Origin of the sequence: Sphingomonas sp. SORGH_AS_0870 (assembly GCF_031453175.1) — a bacterium.
GTDB lineage: Bacteria > Pseudomonadota > Alphaproteobacteria > Sphingomonadales > Sphingomonadaceae > Sphingomonas.
In genome coordinates, this window is record NZ_JAVIYW010000002.1 from 1,385,434 (window position 1) to 1,406,536 (window position 21,103).

The 21,103-nt window shown below is 67.7% G+C and carries 22 protein-coding genes and 1 tRNA gene; 11 read left to right on the forward strand and 12 right to left on the reverse strand.

The features are described from left to right. Window positions 1-13 precede the first annotated feature (13 nt). The 3 genes from QE363_RS07105 to QE363_RS07115 all read right to left on the reverse strand — a co-directional run bounded on the left by QE363_RS07105 (window position 14) and on the right by QE363_RS07115 (window position 1,697). Entirely contained in the window at window positions 14-745 is a 732-nt protein-coding gene (locus tag QE363_RS07105) for an extensin family protein (protein ID WP_309693626.1), read from the reverse strand. Beyond that, a complete protein-coding gene (locus tag QE363_RS07110) occupies window positions 745-1,524 on the reverse strand; it encodes an NUDIX hydrolase (RefSeq protein WP_309693628.1) in 780 nt (259 codons plus the stop codon). The genes QE363_RS07105 and QE363_RS07110 overlap by 1 nt, the downstream gene beginning before the upstream one ends. Window positions 1,525-1,621: 97 nt before the next feature. Continuing rightward, a tRNA-Ala gene (locus QE363_RS07115) sits at window positions 1,622-1,697 on the reverse strand. A gap of 247 nt (window positions 1,698-1,944) precedes the next feature. Between QE363_RS07115 and QE363_RS07120 the strand changes: the two genes are divergently transcribed. Beyond that, on the forward strand, window positions 1,945-3,219 hold the full coding sequence (locus QE363_RS07120; RefSeq protein WP_309693630.1) for a DUF2171 domain-containing protein: 1,275 nt from the start codon (window positions 1,945-1,947) through the stop codon (window positions 3,217-3,219). 69 nt (window positions 3,220-3,288) lie between these two features. Then, entirely contained in the window at window positions 3,289-4,305 is a 1,017-nt protein-coding gene (locus QE363_RS07125; protein WP_405053168.1) for an NADP-dependent oxidoreductase, read from the forward strand. Between the two features lie 48 nt (window positions 4,306-4,353). Here the strand turns inward: QE363_RS07125 and QE363_RS07130 are convergent, their stop codons facing one another. Beyond that, window positions 4,354-5,262 carry a neutral zinc metallopeptidase gene (locus tag QE363_RS07130; RefSeq protein ID WP_307103931.1) on the reverse strand — a complete coding sequence of 303 codons (909 nt, stop codon included), beginning with the start codon at window positions 5,260-5,262 and terminating at the stop codon, window positions 4,354-4,356. Window positions 5,263-5,387: 125 nt separating this feature from the next. Here QE363_RS07130 and QE363_RS07135 point away from each other — a divergent pair, with 125 nt between their 5' ends. After that, window positions 5,388-6,173: a 3-hydroxybutyrate dehydrogenase gene (locus QE363_RS07135; RefSeq protein WP_309693634.1), complete on the forward strand. Its 786-nt coding sequence runs from the start codon at window positions 5,388-5,390 to the stop codon at window positions 6,171-6,173. After that, window positions 6,158-6,781, forward strand: a complete 624-nt coding sequence (locus QE363_RS07140) for a DUF4893 domain-containing protein (RefSeq protein WP_309693636.1) — start codon at window positions 6,158-6,160, stop codon at window positions 6,779-6,781. The genes QE363_RS07135 and QE363_RS07140 overlap by 16 nt, the downstream gene beginning before the upstream one ends. Here the strand turns inward: QE363_RS07140 and QE363_RS07145 are convergent. From QE363_RS07145 to aceA, 4 genes are all read right to left on the reverse strand, one after another. Continuing rightward, window positions 6,733-7,377: a hypothetical protein gene (locus QE363_RS07145; RefSeq protein WP_309693638.1), complete on the reverse strand. Its 645-nt coding sequence runs from the start codon at window positions 7,375-7,377 to the stop codon at window positions 6,733-6,735. The genes QE363_RS07140 and QE363_RS07145 overlap by 49 nt on opposite strands. 8 nt (window positions 7,378-7,385) lie before the next feature. Next, window positions 7,386-8,345, reverse strand: a complete 960-nt coding sequence (locus QE363_RS07150; protein ID WP_309693640.1) for a cation diffusion facilitator family transporter — start codon at window positions 8,343-8,345, stop codon at window positions 7,386-7,388. Window positions 8,346-8,475: 130 nt separating this feature from the next. After that, window positions 8,476-8,634 (reverse strand): hypothetical protein, encoded by a 159-nt coding sequence (locus QE363_RS07155; protein ID WP_307103943.1) that lies wholly within the window; start codon window positions 8,632-8,634, stop codon window positions 8,476-8,478. A 28-nt stretch (window positions 8,635-8,662) separates the two neighbouring features. Then, the gene (gene aceA, locus QE363_RS07160) at window positions 8,663-9,943 is read right to left on the reverse strand and encodes an isocitrate lyase (RefSeq protein ID WP_309693643.1); all 1,281 of its coding nucleotides are present in this window, start codon (window positions 9,941-9,943) and stop codon (window positions 8,663-8,665) included. Window positions 9,944-10,131: 188 nt separating this feature from the next. Here aceA and QE363_RS07165 point away from each other — a divergent pair, with 188 nt between their 5' ends. Together QE363_RS07165 and QE363_RS07170 are read left to right on the forward strand one after the other, a co-directional pair. After that, window positions 10,132-11,526 carry a short-chain fatty acyl-CoA regulator family protein gene (locus QE363_RS07165; protein WP_309693646.1) on the forward strand — a complete coding sequence of 465 codons (1,395 nt, stop codon included), beginning with the start codon at window positions 10,132-10,134 and terminating at the stop codon, window positions 11,524-11,526. Window positions 11,527-11,584: 58 nt separating this feature from the next. Beyond that, window positions 11,585-13,630 carry an EAL domain-containing protein gene (locus QE363_RS07170; RefSeq protein WP_309693647.1) on the forward strand — a complete coding sequence of 682 codons (2,046 nt, stop codon included), beginning with the start codon at window positions 11,585-11,587 and terminating at the stop codon, window positions 13,628-13,630. A 19-nt stretch (window positions 13,631-13,649) separates the two neighbouring features. Here QE363_RS07170 and QE363_RS07175 read toward each other — a convergent pair whose 3' ends face one another. The 3 genes from QE363_RS07175 to QE363_RS07185 are packed head-to-tail and all read right to left on the reverse strand — an operon-like array spanning window position 13,650 to window position 15,236. Further along, the gene (locus tag QE363_RS07175; RefSeq protein WP_307103951.1) at window positions 13,650-14,015 is read right to left on the reverse strand and encodes a response regulator; all 366 of its coding nucleotides are present in this window, start codon (window positions 14,013-14,015) and stop codon (window positions 13,650-13,652) included. Between the two features lie 60 nt (window positions 14,016-14,075). Beyond that, window positions 14,076-15,032 carry an aldo/keto reductase gene (locus QE363_RS07180; RefSeq protein WP_309693651.1) on the reverse strand — a complete coding sequence of 319 codons (957 nt, stop codon included), beginning with the start codon at window positions 15,030-15,032 and terminating at the stop codon, window positions 14,076-14,078. A 6-nt stretch (window positions 15,033-15,038) separates the two neighbouring features. Continuing rightward, window positions 15,039-15,236: a hypothetical protein gene (locus QE363_RS07185; RefSeq protein ID WP_307103956.1), complete on the reverse strand. Its 198-nt coding sequence runs from the start codon at window positions 15,234-15,236 to the stop codon at window positions 15,039-15,041. Between the two features lie 121 nt (window positions 15,237-15,357). On the opposite strand from QE363_RS07185, the gene QE363_RS07190 reads away from it, so the two are divergent. Next, complete coding sequence (locus QE363_RS07190) at window positions 15,358-15,810, forward strand: DUF4126 family protein (protein ID WP_309693654.1); 453 nt, start codon at window positions 15,358-15,360, stop codon at window positions 15,808-15,810. 245 nt (window positions 15,811-16,055) lie between these two features. Here the strand turns inward: QE363_RS07190 and QE363_RS07195 are convergent, their stop codons facing one another. Further along, a complete protein-coding gene (locus QE363_RS07195; protein ID WP_309693657.1) occupies window positions 16,056-17,243 on the reverse strand; it encodes a Gfo/Idh/MocA family oxidoreductase in 1,188 nt (395 codons plus the stop codon). Between the two features lie 121 nt (window positions 17,244-17,364). Here QE363_RS07195 and QE363_RS07200 point away from each other — a divergent pair, with 121 nt between their 5' ends. From QE363_RS07200 to QE363_RS07215, 4 genes are all read left to right on the forward strand, one after another. After that, a complete protein-coding gene (locus tag QE363_RS07200) occupies window positions 17,365-17,754 on the forward strand; it encodes a cytochrome c family protein (RefSeq protein WP_309693659.1) in 390 nt (129 codons plus the stop codon). Window positions 17,755-17,768: 14 nt separating this feature from the next. Beyond that, on the forward strand, window positions 17,769-18,809 hold the full coding sequence (locus tag QE363_RS07205; protein ID WP_309698126.1) for a sugar phosphate isomerase/epimerase: 1,041 nt from the start codon (window positions 17,769-17,771) through the stop codon (window positions 18,807-18,809). A gap of 69 nt (window positions 18,810-18,878) precedes the next feature. After that, window positions 18,879-20,183, forward strand: a complete 1,305-nt coding sequence (locus tag QE363_RS07210; RefSeq protein WP_309693661.1) for an MFS transporter — start codon at window positions 18,879-18,881, stop codon at window positions 20,181-20,183. Further along, entirely contained in the window at window positions 20,180-21,100 is a 921-nt protein-coding gene (locus QE363_RS07215) for a TIM barrel protein (protein ID WP_309693663.1), read from the forward strand. Before QE363_RS07210 ends, QE363_RS07215 begins: the two co-directional genes overlap by 4 nt. Window positions 21,101-21,103: the final 3 nt, after the last annotated feature.

Below are 21,103 nucleotides of genomic sequence, written 5' to 3' on the forward strand. Positions count from 1 at the left end.
GGGCTCCGTCACCCTATCGACAGGCGCGCCAGCCCATCGGGCCGCGATAGGCCTGGTCCAGATGGAAATGGTCGGCATGGGCAGCATTATAATCGGGTGACAGGGTCGTGGCGAACAGCCGACAGGCATCGTCGCGCACGCGGTGCAGGAACCGCCCGGCCGGGCCGTCGTCCTTCCAGTCGCGCGCGACGCTGATCCGCCGCCCGTCGCTCAGGCGAAAGCCCGCCACGTCGATCGCATTCGCGCTGGCATGCTCGCTCCAGTCGCTGGACGAACGGCCGCTGATCCGGCGGCAATTATAGCTGCCCAGATGATCGATCGCGACGACCTGCGCGCCCAACAGGTCGCGCGCGGCGGGCTGGACGCTGTCCCATTCCCATAGCGCGAGCGACGCCGCCACCGGGCAGGATATGCCCAGCGAGGCGGGGCGATAGCCGATCGTCCGCGCGCCACCGGCGGTGAACCGCACGACATCGTCATAGCCGCATTGCGGCCCGTCACGGCGGTCGGGAAGGCGATTATGCCGAATCCCCGCCCGCTCCAGCAGCGCGAGGCATTGCGCGCGATCCTGGGTGAGCGCCGTCAGCTTGCGCCCCGTAAACAGCCCGACCGGCTGCCCCAGGTCGAGCGGCGCCCAGGGCATGTCCTGGGGGTGGCGCCGCGCCATGCTCCAGAGCAACAGGCCCAGCATCGCCGCTCCCGCCAGCGCGACCACCAGGGTCGTCCAGCGGCGGAGCGCGCGCATCAGCCGCGTCGGGCCTGTGCCACCGGCTCGGCGGTGATCGGAAAGCCCAGATCGTCGGGAATGCAGATGCTGGGCACGCCGTCATGCTCCGCCAGGAAGGGGATGATCCGCCGGACCGGCCATGCACGGGCATCGGCGACGGCAGAGGGGAAATCCCGATAGAGCGCCAATCGTTCCAGCGTCCGGCGGGTCGGATAGATGATCCGTATCTCGTCCCGATCGGCGCGGGCCAGCGCCTCGGCGGCAGGCAGCCATTCGGCGCGGACGGTTTCGCCGCCGTCGATCCGGGGCGTGGAGCGGCTCCGGTCGATCGCGGCGAGATAGAAGCGCGCATCGAACCGCCGGACCGGGACATGCTCGGGGCACCAGCGGGCAAATGGCGTCAGCGCCTCAGGCATCAGCGTCGATCCGGTCTCGGCCAGCAGCGTGGCGAGGCTTTCGCCCCGTCGCACCCCGTCGCGCAGTCTTTCCTGTCGGGCGCCGTCAGGCGTCGGGGCGATGCCGACTACCAGCCCGACCTCCTCGATCGTCTCGCGAATGGCGGCGATCCGCGCGGCGCTGTCCTCCGGATCGGCATCGGCGATGGCGACCATCGCCCGGTCGCCCGGATCGACCCGCCCACCGGGAAACACCATGGCGCCACCCAGAAAGGCCAACGCCGCCCCGCGCTCGATCATCAGGATTTCGGGCGGGTCGCCCGCCTCCGCGCCCTCACGCATCAGGATCAGCGTGGCGGCGGGGATGGCGTCGGAAGGGGCGGGGATCGCGTCTGGGGTCATCACCCGATCAACGAATCACGGCGGCAAACGGCAAGGCGATGCGACGAAAGTCCAGGCGGACCACCATGCTGTTGCGATGTGGGAATAAAAGGCGGGGTGGTGGAGCTGAGGGGAATCGAACCCCTGACCTCTGCAGTGCGATTGCAGCGCTCTCCCATCTGAGCTACAGCCCCGCCCCGTGCCCGACTATCGTCGGGAGCGACGCCATTAGCCGGTCATCGGGGGCGACGCAACACTGCTTCGCGCGATACGGGCAAAAAAATTTGCGCGCCTCCGGTCCTTCGCCTCGGGCATCCCGTCGCGCGTGGCATGGCGGCAACGGAACCATGTCTTGATCTGCCTCATTGAAACACCCGGAAGGCACGACCCGCCGATCGAGTGGCGTCGGCCCCCGCAGGACCGAATTTCAGGAGGGTTTGAATGGCTTACGATCGCTATTCCCGCGGCGCCAATGGCGGAAACCGCGACTTCGACTATGGCCGGGACTACGGCTCGGGGCGGGATTACACCTATTCCAGCGCGCGCGATTACGAAGCCGCCGGTGCGTTCGACGACGATCGCGGCAACGACCGTAACGACAGCCGGCGCGGTTACGGCGCGCGCGACTATGGCCATCAGGGCTATGGCCGCCAGGGCTATGACCAGCGCGGCGAGTATCGCGGCGGTTCGCGTCAGGATTTCGGCGGCCGTTACAATGAAGGGCGCTACGGCGAAGGCCGCTCGGGCGATTATGGCTATCGCAACGAACGCGATCAGGGCCGCGACTCCTATCGTTCGGGCGACCGCGATCAGGGTTATCGGACGGCGAGCTATGGCGATTCGTCGCGCGGCTATGGCTATACCGGCGACCGTTATGGACGTGACGACCGCCAGGGTCGCTATGAGCAGGGCCGTTACGAGCAGGGCCGGGGCCAGGACCGTCGTCCGCAATCGGGTGGCGATTATGGTCGCCAGCCGCAGGGCTATGACTATGAGGATCGCGGCTTCTTCGCCCGCGCCGGGGACGAGGTCCGCTCGTGGTTCGGCGACGAGGAGGCCGAGCGTCGTCGCGAAGCGGATGCGCAGTACGACGAGCGTTACTATGCGGCGCAGGACCGCGACTATGACAGCTGGCGCTCCGGCCAGATCGCCGCACTCGACCGCGATTATGACGAATATCGCAGCGAGAACCGCACCAAGTTTCACAATGAGTTCAACAGCTGGCGCACCGAGCGCCAGGGCCAGCGCGGCCTGCTGGGCAAGGTGACCGAGCATCAGGAGGTCGTCGGTTCGGACGGCAGCCATGTCGGCACGGTGGACAAGGTGCGCGGCGACCGCATCCTGCTGACCAAGAACGACAAGGATGCAGGCGGCCAGCATCATTCGATCCCGTCGCGCTGGCTGAAGTCGGTCGAGGACAAGGTCACGCTGACCAAGACCGCCGAGGAGGCCAAGGCCCAATGGCGCGAGGAGGAGAATGCCCGCGCGATGTTCGGCGATCGCACCAGTGAGCAGGGCTCGAACCGTTACGGCCAGAGTTCGTCCTATGGTCAGTCGAGCGGCTATGGCCAGACGTCCGCGACCGGCCAGACCGCCGCGACCGGCAACTCGGCGGGCAGCACGGCGACCGGCACGACCACCGGCACCGGCAGCACGACGACGACGGGCGCCACGACCGGCTCGACCACGGGCCAGGACGGCAATCGGGGCTATTAAGGTCGAAATCGTCACGCATCAGTGACTTTTTCTCGGGGGCTCGGGTGGACAACATCCGGGCCCTTTCCCATGTCCGCAACCCATGACGAAAAGGACAAGATGATGAAGGCCTGGACTCTGGCGGCGCGTCCCAAGGGGATGCCGCGCGACGAGGATTTCGCGCTGGTCGAACAGCCGCTTCCCGAACTGGCCGACGGCCAGGTGCGCGTGGCGAACCGCTGGCTGTCGGTCGATCCTTATATGCGCGGCCGGATGAATGACGGGAAAAGCTATGTCCCGCCCTTCCAGCTGGGTGAGCCGATGCAGGGCGGGGCGATCGGCGAGGTGGTCGAGAGCCGCGCGGAAACCGTCCCGGTCGGTACGCTGGTCAGCCATATGGCGGGCTGGCGCGACGAGGCGGTGATCCCGGCGCAGCATGTCCAGCCGCTCCCCGATCTGGGCGTCGATCCGCAGGCGTTTCTGGGGCAGTTCGGCATGCCGGGCATGACCGCCTATTACGGCCTGCTCCAGGTGGCCGAGGCCAAGCCCGGCGACACCGTCTTCGTCTCGGCGGCGGCGGGGGCGGTCGGGTCGACCGTGGTCCAGATCGCCAAGGCCAAGGGCATGACGGTGATCGGCTCGGCAGGCGGCCGGGACAAGACCGACTGGGTCCGTTCGCTCGGCGCCGATGCGGTCATCGACTATAAGGGCGATATGTCGGTGGTCGAGGCGCTGGGCAAGGCCGCGCCGGACGGGATCGACGTCTATTTCGACAATGTCGGCGGCGACCATCTCGATGCGGCGCTGGCGCATGCCCGGCCGGGCGCGCGCTTTGCGATTTGCGGCATGATCGACGTCTATAACGATGCAAAGCCGACCAGCCTGAAATATCTGGCGCGGCTGATCGGCAACCGGGTGCGGATCCAGGGCTTCATCGTCAGCGACTTCAAGGATCAGCAGGGCTTTTACCGCGACATGGCGGCGATGCTGAGCGAGGGGAAGTTGCAGCGCGAGGAGACGGTGTTCGAAGGTCTCGACCGCACGCCGGAGGCCTTTCTGGCGCTGTTCTCCGGCGGCAACAAGGGCAAGATGCTCGTCAGGCTATAAGCCGGAACGCCGCCGCCCCGGCCATGTGCCGGGGCGGCGAACCGGGCGTCAGATCGCGCCCGAGAAGGTGTCGCACTGGGCCGGATCGCCCGTCTCGATCCCGCGCCGCAGCCAGCGCATCCGCTGTTCCGAGGTGCCATGGGTGAAGCTGTCGGGCACGACCCGGCCGGTCGCCTCGCGCTGGAGCGTGTCGTCGCCGATCGCACGGGCGGCGGTCATGCCTTCCTCGACATCGCCGGGTTCCAGCCGATCGCGGTTCTTCGCGGCCCAGACGCCCGCATAGCAGTCCGCCTGCAACTCCAGCCGGACCGACAGGGCATTGCCCTCCGCCTCGCCCGCCGCCTGCTGCGCCTGCCGCACCTTGGTCGAGGTGCCGAGCAGGTTCTGGATGTGATGGCCAAACTCATGCGCGACGACATAATAGCGCGCGAAATCGCCCTTCGCGCCGAAACGCGTTTCGAGCTCGTTGAAGAAGCTGGTGTCGAGATAGATGCCGCTATCGGTCGGGCAATAAAAGGGCCCCATCGCCGACTGCGCCGCGCCGCAGCCCGAGCGGCCCGATCCGCTGAAGAAGCGCAGGCCCGGCGCCTCGAAGCGCTGACCGGCCTGGGCGAAGATCTTCTCCCAGGTGTTGTCGGCATTGCTGAACGCGCGGCAGGTCTCGCGGCGCTCGGGCGAGGCCTCGCACACCTGTCGGACGCTCTGTTCCCCCGACGAACCGGCGGAGCGGGTGACGGGCGCGTTGCCGCCGCCACCGCCGCCGGTCAGCAGGCTCAGCGGGTTCAGGCCGACGACCGCCAGGATGATGAGGACGACGACGATCCCGCCGCATCCGAATCGACTGCCGATCAGCGGCAACAGGCCGAACAGCAGGCCGCCACCGCCACCGCCGCCGAAGCCCCCGCTGGATTGCGCCTCGCCGACATTGATGTCGTTGTCATAATCGTCGAGCCGCATGGCGTCATTCCCCTTCGTTCCTGCCCCTATAACGGGTCTGTCATGCGTTGAACCCGCAAAGCCTTCCGGCGGTTGCACCGGGCGGCGTCTGCCAGCATGGTACGGGCGGACCAAGGGAGAATGGCATGTTCCTGAAGGGCAAGACGGCGGTGATTTCCGGTTCCACCTCGGGCATCGGCCTTGCCTATGCCAGGGCGCTGGCCGCCGAGGGCGCGGCGGTGATGCTGAACGGCTTCGGCGAGGCGGACGCGATCGAGGCGAACCGCGCCGCGCTGGCGGATCTCAGCGGTGCCGCGGCGCTGTACGATGCCGCCGACATGACCCGGCCCGACCAGATCGAGGCGATGATCGCGCGCGCGGCGGCGGAGACGGGATCGGTGGACATCGTCATCAACAATGCCGGTATCCAGCATGTCGCCCCGATCGCCGAATTCCCGGTCGAGAAATGGGATGCGATCATTGCGATCAACCTGTCCTCGGCCTGGCACATGATGCGCGCGGCGATTCCGTACATGCGGCAAAAGGGCTGGGGTCGGATCATCACCACCGCCTCGGCGCACAGCCTGGTCGCCAGCCCCAACAAATCGGCCTATGTCGCGGCCAAGCATGGCGTGGTCGGCATCACCAAGACGGTGGCGCTGGAGGTGGCGACCGACGGCATCACCGCCAATTGCATCTCGCCCGGCTATGTCTGGACGCCGCTGGTCGAGAACCAGATCCCCGATACGATGAAGTCCCGCGGGCTGAGCCGCGAGCAGGTGATCGAGGACGTGCTGCTCAAGGCACAGCCGACCAAGGAATTCGTCACCGTCGAACAGGTCGCGGCGCTGGCGCTGTTCCTGTGCCGCGACGAGGCAAGGGCGATTACCGGCGCGAACCTGTCGGTCGATGGCGGATGGACCGCGCAGTGAAGGCGGCCGGGCTGTTGGCCGCGCTGGCCGTCCTGGCGACGGCGGCGCCCGCCCCGGCGCGCCGCGATGCGGATGCGACCGACTGGCGGCGCGCGGCGACCGAGTCGGACCGTATCCGGCTGCGCGGCTGGCGAACCGCCTGGATGAAGGCGCTGGGGCAGGCGCGGGCAGGGGGTGCGGGCAAGGAGATCGATGGCCTGGGCGAACTGGCCGACCCCGATCACTCGATCGCGGAGCCGACCCTACCCGATGGCGACTATCGCTGCCGGACGATCAAGCTGGGGTCGCAGGGGCGCGCGGTGCTGACCTATGTCGCCTATTCCTATTTCCGTTGCCGCGTGTCGGCGGGCGGAACGCAGCTGGCCAAGCTGGACGGGTCGCAGCGGCTCGCCGGGCGGGTCTATGGCGACACCGATGCGCGCAGCATCTTCCTCGGCACGCTGATCCTGGGGGACGAAGAACGGTCCTATGCCTATGGTCGCGACGAGGCGCGCGACATGGCGGGCGTCCTGGAGCGGGTGGACGCCAAACGCTGGCGGATCGCCTTTCCCTATCCCGCTTATGAATCGGTGCTGGACATCGTCGAGCTGGTGCCCGCCGGGACCTGAGCCACCGGCGCGAGGCTCGACGGGGCGGCGGCCGGGAGCGGCGGCAGCGAGGCGAGATAGGCCTTGCCACTCTGGCCGATGACGGTCACGCGGCCGGCATTCGCCTGCGCCACGGTCTTCAGATAGGAACGGGGCTTCTTCATCAGTTCGGGATGCTCCAGCCCGACCAGCCCCAGCCGCCGCGCCGCCTCCTGCACGAAATGAACGCAGTTGCGCTGGTTCAGATTGTAACGGCCATCGCCCGTCTTCTCGTCCCAGGCCGCGACCAGCGCCAGGATGTCGCCATATTGCGCGTCGGTCATCACATAGGAAAATTGCGCGTCGCTGGTCGCGATATAGAAGGGCTTGGAGATATCCAGCCGCCCCTTGACCGTCCCCATCAGCAATGCCGGGGAAATCGACTTGGCGGTGAAGCCGTAATTGGCGTCGACCGGCGCGCCGGTGGCGTCGACCGTGCCGCGCAAGCTGAAAAAGGCATGGGGAAAGCTGTTCCCCAACTCATGGCTCCAGAAGGTGATGGTCACCGCCGCCTGCGCGGGAAGCGCGCCGAGGAGCGAAAAGGCCAGAGCGAGGGCAAGCCGCAAAAGCATCGTCATCAACGCCCTTATAGGGGAGATTGGGGCACGGGCGGAGCGGCATTTTCATGCTTCTCCGGACGGATATAGATGGAAGACAGCATCGGCACCGCGCGGCGCAGATCGTCCTCCAGCGTCTCGATCAGCGTCTCCGCCTCGCCCATCGGGACGGTGTCGACGAAATCCGCGCTGATCGCGGCGAAGATGCTGTCGGGCGCGGTGTGGATCGTGCGGACATGGTTGACGTGCGCGATCCAGGGGCGGTCGGCGACGATCGTGCGGATCGTCTCCACCACCTGCGGGTCGGCGCGCTCACCGATCAGCAGCCCCTTGGCCTCGCGCGCGAGCAGGATCGCGACCAGCCCCAGGACCAGCCCGATCAGGATCGAGGCGATGCCGTCGATCCGCGGATCGCCCAGCCGGTGCGACAGCCAGACGCCCAGCCCGGCGATGACCAGCCCGGCCAGTGCCGCCGAATCCTCGAACAGCACGATGAAGCCCGCCGGGTCCTTCGACTCATGGATCGCCTGCCACCAGCCGCCATCGCCCTTGGCCCGCGCGAATTCGCGCACCGCGATCGTCCAGGATGCGCCTTCGAGCGCGAAAGCGATGGCCAGGACGATATAGTTGACGGTGGGATCGCGCAGCTCTTCGGGCGCCTGGACATGCAGCCAGCCTTCGTAGATCGAGATGCCCGCGCCCAGCGCGAAGATCAGGATGGCGACGACGAAGGCCCAGAAATACAGCTCGCGCCCATAGCCGAAGGGGTGGACCGCATCGGGCCCGCGCCTGGCGCGCTTCTGGCCGTAGAGCAGCAGGATCTGGTTGCCGCTGTCCACCACCGAATGAACGCCCTCGGTCAGCATCGAGGAAGAGCCGGTGATCCCGGCGGCGATGAACTTGGCGACGCCGATACCCAGATTGGCGGCCAGCGCGCCGTAGAGGACGATATTCTCGCGAATGCGCGCGGTCAGGCCGGTGTCGGGCATGGGCGGTCAAGCGCGCGATCGGGCCGCTTGTTCCGCAGCGCGAACAAACCCCGCCGATGCTGGATCGGCGGGGCGCTTCCTTCCCCAAGGAAGAGGGGTGATGGGCTGGTGGCGGCGGCGGGAGAAACCCTTATGACGCGATCCGCCCCAGCCGGTGGTAGAGGTGCGCGAACTTGATCGATCGGGGATCGTCGGCGACACGCTTGACGTGTTCGGCGACGGCTTCCTTCATCAGCGCGAAATCCTCGGTGGAGAAGACGGCGCGGCTGCGTTGGGGTTCGGTCGGCATGGCATATTCTCCTCTCTTATGAACGGGTTCAGGCGGCCCGCTCGAACTGGGCGGCCTCGGTGGATTGGGCGAGCGCCGTGGTCGAGCTGTCGCCGCCCGCCACGGTCTGCGCGATCAGGTCGAAATAGCCGGTGCCCACCTCGCGCTGGTGGCGGGTCGCGGTATAGCCATGGCCCTCGGCGGCGAACTCGGCCTGCTGGAGCTCGGAATAGGCCGCCATGCCCCGGTCGCGATAGCCGCGCGCCAGCTCGAACATGCCGTAATTGAGCTGGTGGAACCCGGCGAGCGTGACGAACTGGAACTTGTACCCCATCGCCCCGATCTCCCGCTGGAAGCGGGCGATGTCGTCGCGGTCCAGATTCTTCTCCCAGTTGAAGCTGGGCGAGCAGTTATAGGCGAGCATCTTGTCCGGATAGGCGCGCCGGATCGCCTCGGCGAAGCGGCGGGCATCGGCGAGATTGGGCTTCGACGTCTCCCACCACAGCAGATCGGCATGCGGCGCGAAGGCCAGGCCGCGCTTGATGCAATGATCGACCCCGGTGCCCTCCTTCAGACGGAAAAAGCCCTCGGGCGTTCGCTCGCCGGTCAGGAATTCGGCATCGCGCTCGTCCACGTCCGAGGTGATCAGCCGCGCGCTTTCGGCGTCGGTGCGCGCGCAGATCACCGTCGGCACGCCCGCCACATCCGCCGCCAGCCGCGCCGCATCCAGATTGCGGATATGCGCGGCGGTCGGGATCAGCACCTTGCCGCCCAGATGGCCGCACTTCTTCTCCGACGCCAGCTGGTCCTCGAAATGCACGCCCGCCGCGCCCGCCGCGATATAGGCCTTCATGATCTCGAAGCAGTTGAGCGGACCGCCGAATCCGGCCTCGGCATCCGCGATTATGGGGGCGAACCAGTCGCGGGTCGCGCCGCCCTCGGCATGTTCGATCTGGTCGGCGCGCGCCAGCGTCGCGTTGATCCGCCGCGCCAGCTCGGGCCCGGCATTGGCGGGGTAGAGCGACTGGTCGGGATACATCTGCCCCGCCGTATTGGCGTCGGCCGCGACCTGCCAGCCCGACAGATAAATGGCCTTCAGCCCCGCGCGGACCATCTGCATCGCCTGGTTGCCCGACAGCGCGCCCAGCGCATGGACATAATCCTCAGTCTTCAGCAATTCCCACAGCTTCAGCGCGCCGCGCCGGGCGAGCGTATGCTCCACCGCGATCGACCCGCGCAGCCGCGCGACATCCGCCGGGGTGTAGGGACGGGCGATCCCGTCGAACCGCCCGGCAGGGGCCGGAACCAGATCGGTGAAGCTCTGCGTCATGGCGTGATCCTTTACAAAATCGCTATTCCCTGAGGCGGAGAATGCGGCTGTTCGGATCGATGGAACAGGCGGTTACGCCGTTTCGGCGCGTGTCGGGGTCACGTCGCTGCGACTTGCAGCATGTCGCGTTGTAAAGAATTGACAGCCTTTGCACGGCATAGCAGCATGATGCCGAAGGAGAGCCGGGCATGGGCGGAGCCAAGCTGATCGCGGGTCATGCGGTGCGCCGGTTGCGTCGCCAGCATGGATTGTCGCAGGCCGCGATGGCCGAGATGCTCGCCATCTCGCCCAGCTATCTGAACCTCATCGAGCGCAATCAGCGCCCCGTCTCGGCGGCGTTGCTGGTGCGGCTGGTCGAGACGTTCGACTTCGACCCGCGCGCGCTGGCGGCGGATGCGCCGGGGGGCGGGACAGCGGCGATGCGGCGGCGGCTGGCCGATCCGATGTTCGCCGATCTGGAGATCGACCGGACCGAGCTGGAGGAATGGCTGGCGGCGGCGCCCGGCGGTGCGGAGGCCTTTGCCCGCGCGTTCGACCGGATCGCAGGGGTTGGGGAGGCGACGGCTGCGACCCCGGCCGCGCCCGATCCGACGCTGCTCGTCCGGCGCGAGATCGAGCGGTGGCGCAACCATTTCCCCGATCTCGACGCAGCGGCCGAGGGGCTGGCCGACGAACTGCGCATGGCGGCGGGCGATCTCTATGGTGCGCTGGCCGAGCGGCTTCGCGTCCGCCATGCGCTGACCATCCGAATCCTGCCGATCGACATATTGCCCGATTTGCTGACCCGGCTGGACCTCCATGCGCGCCAGTTACAGCTGTCGGAGATGCTGGAGGCCCCGGCGCGCGTCTTTGCGCTGGCGACGCAACTCGCCCAGCTGGAGGCCCGCGCCGAGATCGACGCGCTGGCGCGCGGCGCGGCCTTTGGCGACCGGATCGCCGAGCGGCTGTTCCGGCGCCACCTGCAACGCTATTTCGCGGCGGCTTTGGTCATGCCCTATGCCCGCCTCCTGCGCGCGTGCGAGGCAACCGGCTATGATCTGGAAATCGTCGCGCGGCGCTTCGGCGTTTCGTACGAGCAACTGGCGCATCGGCTGACCACCCTGGGGCGGGTCGGTGCGCGGGGGCTGCCCTTTTTCCTGATGCGCGTGGACCGCGCGGGGCAGGTGTCCAAACGCTATGCCGGTTCGGCCAATCCGGTGCTGGTCGAGGCCGAAGGACGGTGTCCGCTATGGACCGTCTTCGCCGCCTTCGACCGCGTGGGGGAGGCGGTGTTCCAACTGGTCGAGATGCCCGATGGCAGCCGCTTTGCGACCATCGCACTGGCCGGGAACCGCGCGGGGCGGTCTGTGTCGGGTGTGACCGCGCGTTTCGTGCTGGTCCTGGGACTGGAGGCCGGTCTGGCGGGGCAACTGGCCGCCGCGCGCGGGCATGCGCTGACCGGACCGGCGACGCCGATCGGGCCCGGCTGTCGCCATTGTCCACGCCCCGCCTGTCCGCAAAGATCCCTGCCCCCCATCGGTCGGGCCCTGATCGTGAACGAACGGGACCGGCCGATCAACGCGCTGGTCTTTGCCCCGGATTGAGAAATGCGATCTGGTTTACTTAACCTGTTTTAAGGATTGATCGTATACAACGAACGCCATGACTTGGCTTCATCGTCGTATTCAGTCCCTGGAATTTCGTTTCGCGGCGATGCTGACCATCGTCCTGGGCATTTTCATGCTGCTCGGCGGCTGTGGACTTCTATTGAACAACCAGTTGCTTACCATGGTCCAGTCGACGCGCCGGATCGCGACGCTGCTCGACCAGCATGACAAGAAGGACGCGCAATTGCGCGATTTCCGGGTCCGAATCGGTGCACTGACCCGGCGGGTCGAGCAGGGGGGCAGCGTGCCCGCGCAACGCTGGCACATGCTGGACGCCAGCGCACGGGCCTGGCTGGCCGCCTCGCGGGTCGAGGATGGCGGCGTGCCGCCGGACCTCGTCACGGCCTATGACGAAGAGCTGGCGGCGGAGCGGCAGCTTCTGCGCACGGCGCGGGCCGTTATCCGTCGGGCGAGCGATCGGGATTCGATGAAGCGGACCATGCCGGTCTTCATCGCCGAACTGCACGTGCTGGAGGGGCGGCGCGACGCCGTGCACGAACGGCTGATCCGTCGGCTGGGATGGCAGACGCGGGAGGTGGAGGCGCTGGCCAGGCGTGCGCTGGTCCAGATGGTGCTGGCCGGGTTGCTGGTCGTGATCCTGGTGTCCGGGCTGATCCTCTGGCTGCGGAACCGGATCATGCGCCCGCTGATGAACATCGTCGCGGCGATGCGCGCGATGAGCGCGGGCCTGACGCTGGAGCCGCTCTGCCTGCGCCGTCGCGACGAACTGGGCGAGCTGGCGCGCGGCATGGACGCGCTGGCCCGCGCCGCCGAGGAGCGTGAGCGTATCCAGCGACAGGTCGAATATCTGGCCCATCACGATCCGCTGACCGGGCTGGCCAACCGGGTCGTCTTTGAACGGCGGCTCAACGCGGCCTTGCAGGCCGGACGCCGGATCGCGTTGCTGGCGATCGATCTGGACGGGTTCAAGGGTGTCAACGACACGCTCGGCCATGCCACCGGCGACACCATGCTCCGGCGCGCCAGCGATCTGCTCGCCGCAGCGGTGGGCAGCGGCGATACCGTCGCGCGGATCGGCGGGGACGAGTTCGCCATCATCCACCATCTGGCCCCCGACGAACAGGATGCCGAGGCGCTGGTGCGCCGTATCTATGCCATCGTCGCCAACGATCCCGCCAGCCCGGCGGTGCGGATGAGCGTCGGCGTCGCCCTGTCGCCGCGCCATGGCCGCGAAGCCGACGAGCTTCAGGCCTGCGCCGATATCGCGCTCTACCGGGCCAAGGCGGACGGCCGCCACCGTGCCCGCCATTACGACGCGGCGATGGACGAGGAACGCCGCCAGCGCCGCTGGCTCGCGCACGAACTGCGCGATGCGGGGGTGCGCGGCGAATTGCAGCTGGCGTTTCAGCCGATCGCGGACTGCCGGACCCGGCGGATCATCGGACAGGAGGCGCTGGCGCGCTGGACCCATCCGGTGCTCGGCCCGGTCAGCCCCGACGTCTTCATCGCCATCGCCGAGGAAGACGGCATGATCGGCGAGATCGGCCACCGGCTGCTGATCGAGGCGCTGATCGTCGCGCGCGCCTGGCCACGCGAATGGATGCTGGCGATCAACCTGTCGCCGGTGCAGCTGCGCGATCCGATGCTCGCTAGGCAGATGCTGGCGACGATCCTCGACCATGGCTTCGACCCGCGCCGCGTCGAGGTGGAGGTGACCGAGGGCGTGCTGATCGAGCAGCGCGAGACCGCCACCGCCAATCTGTGCGCGCTGCGCCAGGCGGGGGTGCGGATCGTCATGGACGATTTCGGCACCGGCTATTCCTCGCTCAGCAGCCTCCAGCAATTCCGGTTCGACAAGATCAAGATCGATCGCAGCTTCACCAGCGGCATGGATTCGCACGGCCCCGCTTTGTCGATCGTCCGCGCCTCGATCGGACTGGGCCGCAGCCTGAACATCCCGATCGTCGCCGAGGGCGTGGAAACCGAGGCGCAACTGGCGACCCTGCGCGAACTGGGGTGCGACCAGATCCAGGGCTATCTGATCGGTCGTCCGGGCGTGGTCCAGGCCAGGGCGGCCTGACGCGAAAACGCGCCTGGGGTCAGGCCATTTCCTCTTCGAGCATCCGGATGATCTCGTGCCCGACATAAGGCTTGGCGACGAAGCGAATATCGTCGGGCAGGTCGGTGGGGGCAAAAGCCTGATGCCCCGACGTCACCAGCACCGCGACGCGCGGATAGGCCCCCCGGATGCGCTCCGCCAGCGCCGCGCCGTCGAGCGAGCCCGGCATCGCGACATCGGTGAAGACCGCGCGAATGTCCGGATGACGGTCCAGCGCGATCAGCGCCTCGTCGGCATTCGCCGCCTGGATCACGGCGTAACCGGCATCCTCGAACGCGAAGCGGACGTGCAGCAACAGCAGCGGCTGGTCTTCGACGATCAGGACGGTCGGTCGCGGTGCGGACATGGGCTCTGATGACAAGGGAATGACAAGATTTTCCAAATTAATATAGTTTAATTTCGCTGTCTAGGCGCCGCTGGCGTCGAGTCGGGCCAGCTGGTCGTCGGTCAGGGTCAGGTGCATCGCGGGCGTCAATTCGCTCAGCTGGGTCACGCTGGTCGCGCTGGCGATCGGGGCGGTGACGCCCGCCTGCGCCATCAGCCAGGCCAGCGCCACCTGCGCCGGGGTGGCCCGCACCTCCTCCGCCACATCGTCGAGCGCGGCGAGGACATCGGCCCCCTTGCCGTGCAGCAGCTCGCCCATCCGGGCGCCCCGCACGCTTTGCGACAGATCGGCTTCGCTTCGGTACTTGCCGGTCAGGAACCCGGCCGCGAGCCCGTAATAGGGGACGACGCCGATATTCTCGGTGACGCAGTAATCCTGCAATTCGCCCTCGAACTTGTGGCGGCTGACCAGATTATATTCGGGCTGAAGGACGTGGAAGCGCGGCAGTCCCGCGTCGCGCGCCGCGTCATTGGCGGATTTCAGTCGGGCGGCGTGGAAGTTGGATGCGCCGATCACGCGGACCTTGCCCGCCTCGACCAGCCGGGCAAAGGCCTCCATCACCGCCTCCTGCGGCTGATCCTCGTCATCCTGATGCGCGAAATACAGGTCGATATGGTCGGTGCCCAGCCGCTTCAGCGAGGCTTCGGCCGCCGCCACGATACGCGCGGGCGCCAGCTTTTCGCCGCCTTCGCCGGGCAGCATCCCGACCTTGGTCGCGATCAGCACCCGGTCACGCTTTCCGCTGGCCTTCAGCCATTCGCCGATCATCGCCTCGGACTCGCCGCCTTGATGCCCGTCGACCCAGGCCGAATAGACATCGGCGGTGTCGATCATCGTGCCGCCCTGCTCGACAAAGGCGTCGAGCACCGCAAAGCTCGCCGTGCGATCGGCGGTCCAGCCGAACACATTGCCGCCCAGCACCAGGGGCGCGATCATCAGGTCGGTCGATCCCAGGCGGCGCAGATTCTTGTCGGTCATGGACGCTTAACCCTCGGTATCATGGGATGTTTCCCCCGTAACGTTCGACGGCGCCATCGCGTTCAGATCGACCGCATTGGCATCGAGCATGGCGGCGGCCTCGTTAAGCTGGCGATTCTCCTCCTCGCTCAGACCCGTGGGCTGGGTGTTGGAGGAACAGGCGGCCAGCGACAGCAGCGCGGCGAGGGGAAGGATGGGTTTCATGCCCGCATCATGGCGCAGCCGGGATGTCGTGGGAAAGGGGGCATGACAGACCGCCGGGAACCCGGTGGCGGGCGGCGGGATTGGTGCCGCTCGTCATGGGTTTCACGAAAAGGGTCGCGTCATGCTCGCATCGTTCAAAATGGGTCTGGTCGGCGGACAGCGCGCCATGACCCCGCTGGCCGCCGTGTCGATCGCGGCGGCGCGTGGGGAATTGCGGCTGGGCCAGGGGCCGCTGAAATGGCTCGCCAACCCGCTGGTCGCGGCGGGCACGCTGGCGCTCGCCATCGGCGAGATGGCGGGCGACAAGCAGAAGACCGCGCCCGACCGGATCGTGCCGATCGGCCTCGCGGCCCGCTTCACCACCTCTGCGATCGCAGGCGCGGCGCTCGCCAGCCCGAAGCATCGCTGGCTGGGCGCGGCGGTCGGCGGCGTGACGGCGGTGATCGCCTCCTATCCCGGCTGGCGCGGACGCATGGCGGCGCTGGGCCGTTATGGCCAGACGAAGACGGGCTTTGCCGAGGATGCGGCGGTACTGGCCGGCGCAGTCGGGATCGTGCGGGGGCGCAAGGCCTGACGCCGCCGTGCCCCTCCCGATGAGCCGATAGCCCAGCGCGGTCCGGTCCATCGGTTCTGCCGATCAGACCTAGGGTCGATCGACATTCTGCTGGGTGAGGGATTGGCGCTCGCGAAGCGAGCGCGCGAGCCTTTGGGCTCGCTCAACCCCTCACCCAAGCTGCGCTAGCCAGCAGGCTGGCAAGCTTCGCTAACCCTCTCCCCTGTCCAGGGGAGAGGGGAAGAAGATGCAATACTGAATGTCGATCAGACCTGGCCCCCGATGCTATCGACCTCCGGAAACGCCGTCCATTTCTCGTCCGACGCGGCATTGGCGAGCGCGGCCTCGACAAAGGCCATGGTGCGCAAACCCGGCACCAATCCCGGAAACCAGTCCGCCGCGCCGATCACGCCGCCCTCTGCCGGGCCATCCTCGTCCAGCGTCCGGGCGACCGCGCGGTAGAGATTGGCGAAGGCTTCGAGATAGCCTTCGGGGTGGCCGCCCGGCGTGCGCTGGCGCGGCAGGGTGGTGTCGGCCAGCCCCGGCCCGCCCGCGCGGACGATCTCCGCCGGGCGGTCGAGCCAGCGCAGGGTCAGCGTGTTCGGTTCCATCTGCGACCATTCCAGCCCGCCCTTCTCGCCATGGATGCGCAGGCGCAGGCCGTTTTCCTCACCCGCCGCCACCTGGGTTGCGCGCAACGTGCCCCGCGCGCCGCCGTCGAAGCGGAGAAGCACGTTCACATCGTCGTCGAGCATCCGCCCGTCGACATGGGTGGTAACGTCCGCCGACAAGGCCGCGACCCGGTGGCCCGAGACATGCTCGGCCAGTTGAAAGGCATGGGTGCCGATATCGCCCAGGCAGCCGCCCAGCCCGGCGCGCGCCGGGTCGGTGCGCCATTCGGCCTGTTTGTTGCCCTCGCGGTCGAGCGGGCGGCTCAGCCAGCCCTGGATATATTCGACATGGATCAGCCGGATCGCGCCGAAATCGCCGCGCGCCACCCGCGCCCGCGCCTCCTCGACCATCGGATAGCCGCTATAGGTGAAAGCCAGCGCATAGAGCCGGCCCGAGGCGCGGGCGGCCTCGGCGATGGCGCGGGCTTCGGCGAGGTTCATCGCCATCGGCTTTTCGCTGAACACCGCGAAACCGGCGTTCAGTGCGGCGATCGCCATCGGGGCGTGGAGATGATTGGGCGTGACGATCGCGACCGCATCGATCCGGTCCCCGGCGGCACGCGCGCGCTCGTCGGCCAGCAGCGCGTCGAGCGTGTCATGGACCCGGTCGGGGGACAGGCCGAGCTGCTCGCCCGTCCGGCGGTTGCGCTGCGGATCGCTGCTGAACGCGCCCGCGACCAGATCCCAATCCCCGTCCAGCGCCGCGGCGATGCGATGGATCGCCCCGATAAAGGCCCCTTCGCCGCCACCCGCCATCGCCAGCCGCAACCTGCGCTTCGCCATCATCCTCTCCCTTGCCCCGGTCGCTCACCTGGCGACATTCGATGCTTGCACGCCGACGGTTTAGCGGTAAACTCGATCGCGAACCAGCGAGTCTGGGAAAGAAAATGACAGGAGAGTGAGGATGAGGCAGCTGCTCTGGCTGGCCGCATTGTCCGGTGCCATGACCATCGTCATCGCCGCCAATGCGCCATCGACCGCGCAATCGGCCCCCGCCGCGGGGGCGCAGGCCTTTGCCGCCTGCCGCGCCTGCCACACGCTCAACAAGGGCGGGCGGAACGGCGTGGGTCCCAATCTGAACGGGGTCTTCGGGCGGCAGGCCGGGTCGGTGCCCGGCTTTAACTATTCGCCCGCGATGAAGGCCTCGGGGTTGAAGTGGGACGACAAGACGCTGAACGAGTTCATCGCCGCCCCGATGAAGAAGGTGCCGGGCACGCGGATGCCGATCGGCGTCGCCGATCCGGCCAAGCGCGCCGCGCTGATCGCCTATCTCAAGGCCGAGACCGCCAAGTGAGTGCGGTGCCCACCATGCGCGGGCCGGGCATCTTCCTGGCCCAGTTCATGGGCGATGCGGCCCCGTTCGACACGCTGGACTCGGCGGCGCGATGGATGGCGGAGGCGGGCTATGAAGGCGTGCAGATTCCGACCTGGGACGCGCGTTGCATCGACCTGAAGACCGCCGCCGAGAGCCAGGATTATTGCGACGACCTGGCCGGGCGCTGTGCCGAGGCGGGCGTCGCGATCACCGAACTGTCGACTCATTTGCAGGGGCAGCTGGTCGCGGTCCACCCCGCCTATGACGCCGCCTTCGACGGCTTCGCGCCCGAGGCGGTACGGGGCAAACCCGCCGAGCGACAGGCCTGGGCGGTCGAGCAGCTCGGATACGCCGCCAGGGCGAGTCGGCGGCTGGGCCTGAAGGCGCATGCGACCTTTTCGGGCGCGCTGCTCTGGCCCTTCGTCTATCCCTGGCCGCAGCGGCCCGCCGGGCTGGTCGCGGAAGGATTCGCCGAACTCGGCAAGCGCTGGCGGCCGATCCTGGATGCGTTCGAGGAGGAGGGCGTCGACCTCTGCTACGAACTCCATCCCGGCGAGGATCTGCACGATGGAACGACCTTCGAGCGGTTCCTGGATTCGGTCGGCGGCCATGCCCGCGCCAACATCCTCTACGACCCCAGCCATTTCGTGCTGCAGGCGATGGATTATCTGCAATTCATCGACTTTTATCACGACCGCATCCGCATGTTCCACGTCAAGGATGCCGAGTTCAACCCGACCGGCCGCGCGGGCGTCTATGGCAGTTACAGCGACTGGATCGACCGGCCGGGGCGGTTCCGCTCGCTGGGCGACGGGCAGGTCGATTTTGGCGGGATCTTCTCCAAGCTGACCCAATATGGCTATGCCGGTTGGGCGGTGCTGGAATGGGAATGCTGCCTCAAACACCCGGAGGATGGCGCGCGCGAAGGGGCTTCGTTCATCGCCGCCCATATGATCCGCCGGGCCGAGCGGGCCTTCGACGATTTCGCCGGTGGGGGCGATCCCGACGCCAATCGCCGCTGGCTGGGAATTTAACGATTGCAACGGCTTGACCATCCGCCTCGGACGGTAAAGTCTGCCAAAAAATATAAGCGGGAGAGGGGCGTGGAAGCGATACCGGACAATCGGTCGCGTCTGTTCTGGCTGAGCGTGCTGGCGCTGTTCACGGCCGCCGCGAGCGCGGCCTTGCGCGCGGCGGTGGCGAGCAGCCTGAAGGCGCAGTGGATCGACCCCATCGCGCCGGTGCAGGCGGGGGAGCTGATCGGGTCGGCGCTGGGCTCGGCCTTTCTGGGCTTTGCGGCGACGCTGTTCGTGGCGAGCGCCTTGCTCGACCGGATCGGCGCGCGGCAGATGCTGATCGGATGCGGCCTGTGCTTTCTGGTCGGGACGGCGGCGATCGTCGGGGCGGGCTCGCTGGCCAGCGGCATGGCGGTCTATCATATCGTCTGGGGCGGGATGCTGCTCAGCGGGATCGGCTGGGGGCTGGCGGAGGCGTCGATCAACCCGCTGACCGCGCGGCTCTATCCGGAAGAGACGACGCACCGGCTGAACGTGTTGCATGCCTGGTATCCCGGCGGACTGATCGTCGGTGGGCTGGCGGGCGTGCTGCTGGCAGAAACGCTGTCGTGGCAGGCGATCATGGCGCTGGTCCTGATCCCCGCGCTGGGCGTGCTGGTGATGGCGGCGACCACCCGCTTTCCGCCGGTGCCGCGCGAGGTGCGCGATGTCGGTTTCGGCGGCATGATCGCCGAGGTGTTCAAGCGGCCGAGCTTCTTCGTCTGGTTCGCCGCAATGTTCCTGACCGCCGCGTCCGAACTGGCACCGGGGCAATGGCTCGACGTGGCGCTGAGCAGCCGGGTCGGGATGCGCGGCATCCTGCTCCTCGTGTACGTGAGCGCGCTGATGTTCGTGTTCCGCCATTTCGCCGGGCGGATCGCGGGGCGGCTGTCCAATCCGGGGCTGCTCTGGGTGTCGAGCCTGATGGCGGGGATCGGCCTGTTCCTGTTGTCGCGCGCGCAGTCACCGGTGGCGGCGGTGCTGGCCTCGACCGTCTGGGGGCTGGGCGTCTGTGCGATGTGGCCGACCATGCTGGCGTCGGTCGCCGAGCGGTATCCGCGCGGCGGGGCCTGGGCATTGGGGCTGGTCGGATCGGCGGGCGCGCTGGCGAGCTTCTTCGTCCTGCCGCGTCTCGGCGCGATGTTCGATGCCGCCAAGGTCGAGCTGGCCGGTGGGCCAGAGGCGTTCAAGCGGCTGACCGGCGAGGCGCTGCGCCAGGTCGAGGATGCGGCGGCGTCGCAGTCCTTCGCGCGGCTGGCGATCGTGCCGGTGATCCTGTTGTTCGTGTTCGGCGGCATCTGGCTGGCCGAGCGCCGCCGTCCTCACCGCCCTGTCATGGAGACCGTCGCATGAGCTGGTCGCGACGCACCATCCTGGGCGGGATCGCCGCCGCCGCGCCGGTGGCCGCACTGGCGGCGCAAAAGGCGGGTCGATCCTCCAATGCCGCGCGCTTCACCCTGGGCTTCGCGCCGCATCTGGGCAGCTTTGCCAGCCGGGGCGACAGCTCGGTTGAGCAGATTGCCTATGCCGCCGATCAGGGTTTCTGGGCCTGGGAGGACAATGAATATCGCCTTCGCCCGGTGGCCGAACAGGAAGCGATCGCCAAGGCGCTGCGCGACCGGAAGATGACGATGGGCGTGTTCGTCGCATCGATGCCCAAATGGTCCGAGTCCCGGCCCTTGTTGGGCGGCGATGACGATGCCGAGCGGCAGGCCTTCCTCGCCGATGTGACAAGCGCGGTCGAGGTCGCCAAGCGGGTCGGCGCGACGCGGATGACCGTCGTCACCGGCTTCATGGACAAGCGTCTGCACCCCGCGATCCAGATGGGGCGGATCATCGACGTGATGCGCCGCGCGGGCGATATCGTCGCGCCGCACGGGATGGCGCTGGTGATGGAGCCGCTCAACACCCGGACCAACCATCCCGGCGTCTTCATGCAGTCGATCGCGGAGGGCTATGCGGTGGCGCGCGGGGCGAACAGTCCGGGCGTCAAGGTGCTGGCCGACCTGTATCACGAGCAGATCCAGTCGGGGAATCTGATCCCGACCCTGAAACTCTGCTGGGATGAGATCGGCTATATCCAGTTTGGCGACAATCCCGGCCGCAACGAGCCGGGCAGCGGCGAGATCAACTATGCCAATATCTGCCGCTTCCTGAAGGCACAGGGCTATGCCGGGGTGATCGGCATGGAACATGGCAATTCGGTCAAGGGCCGCGCGGGCGAAGAAAGGCTGATCGCCGCCTACCGCGCGATCGATCCTACAGCATGAGGA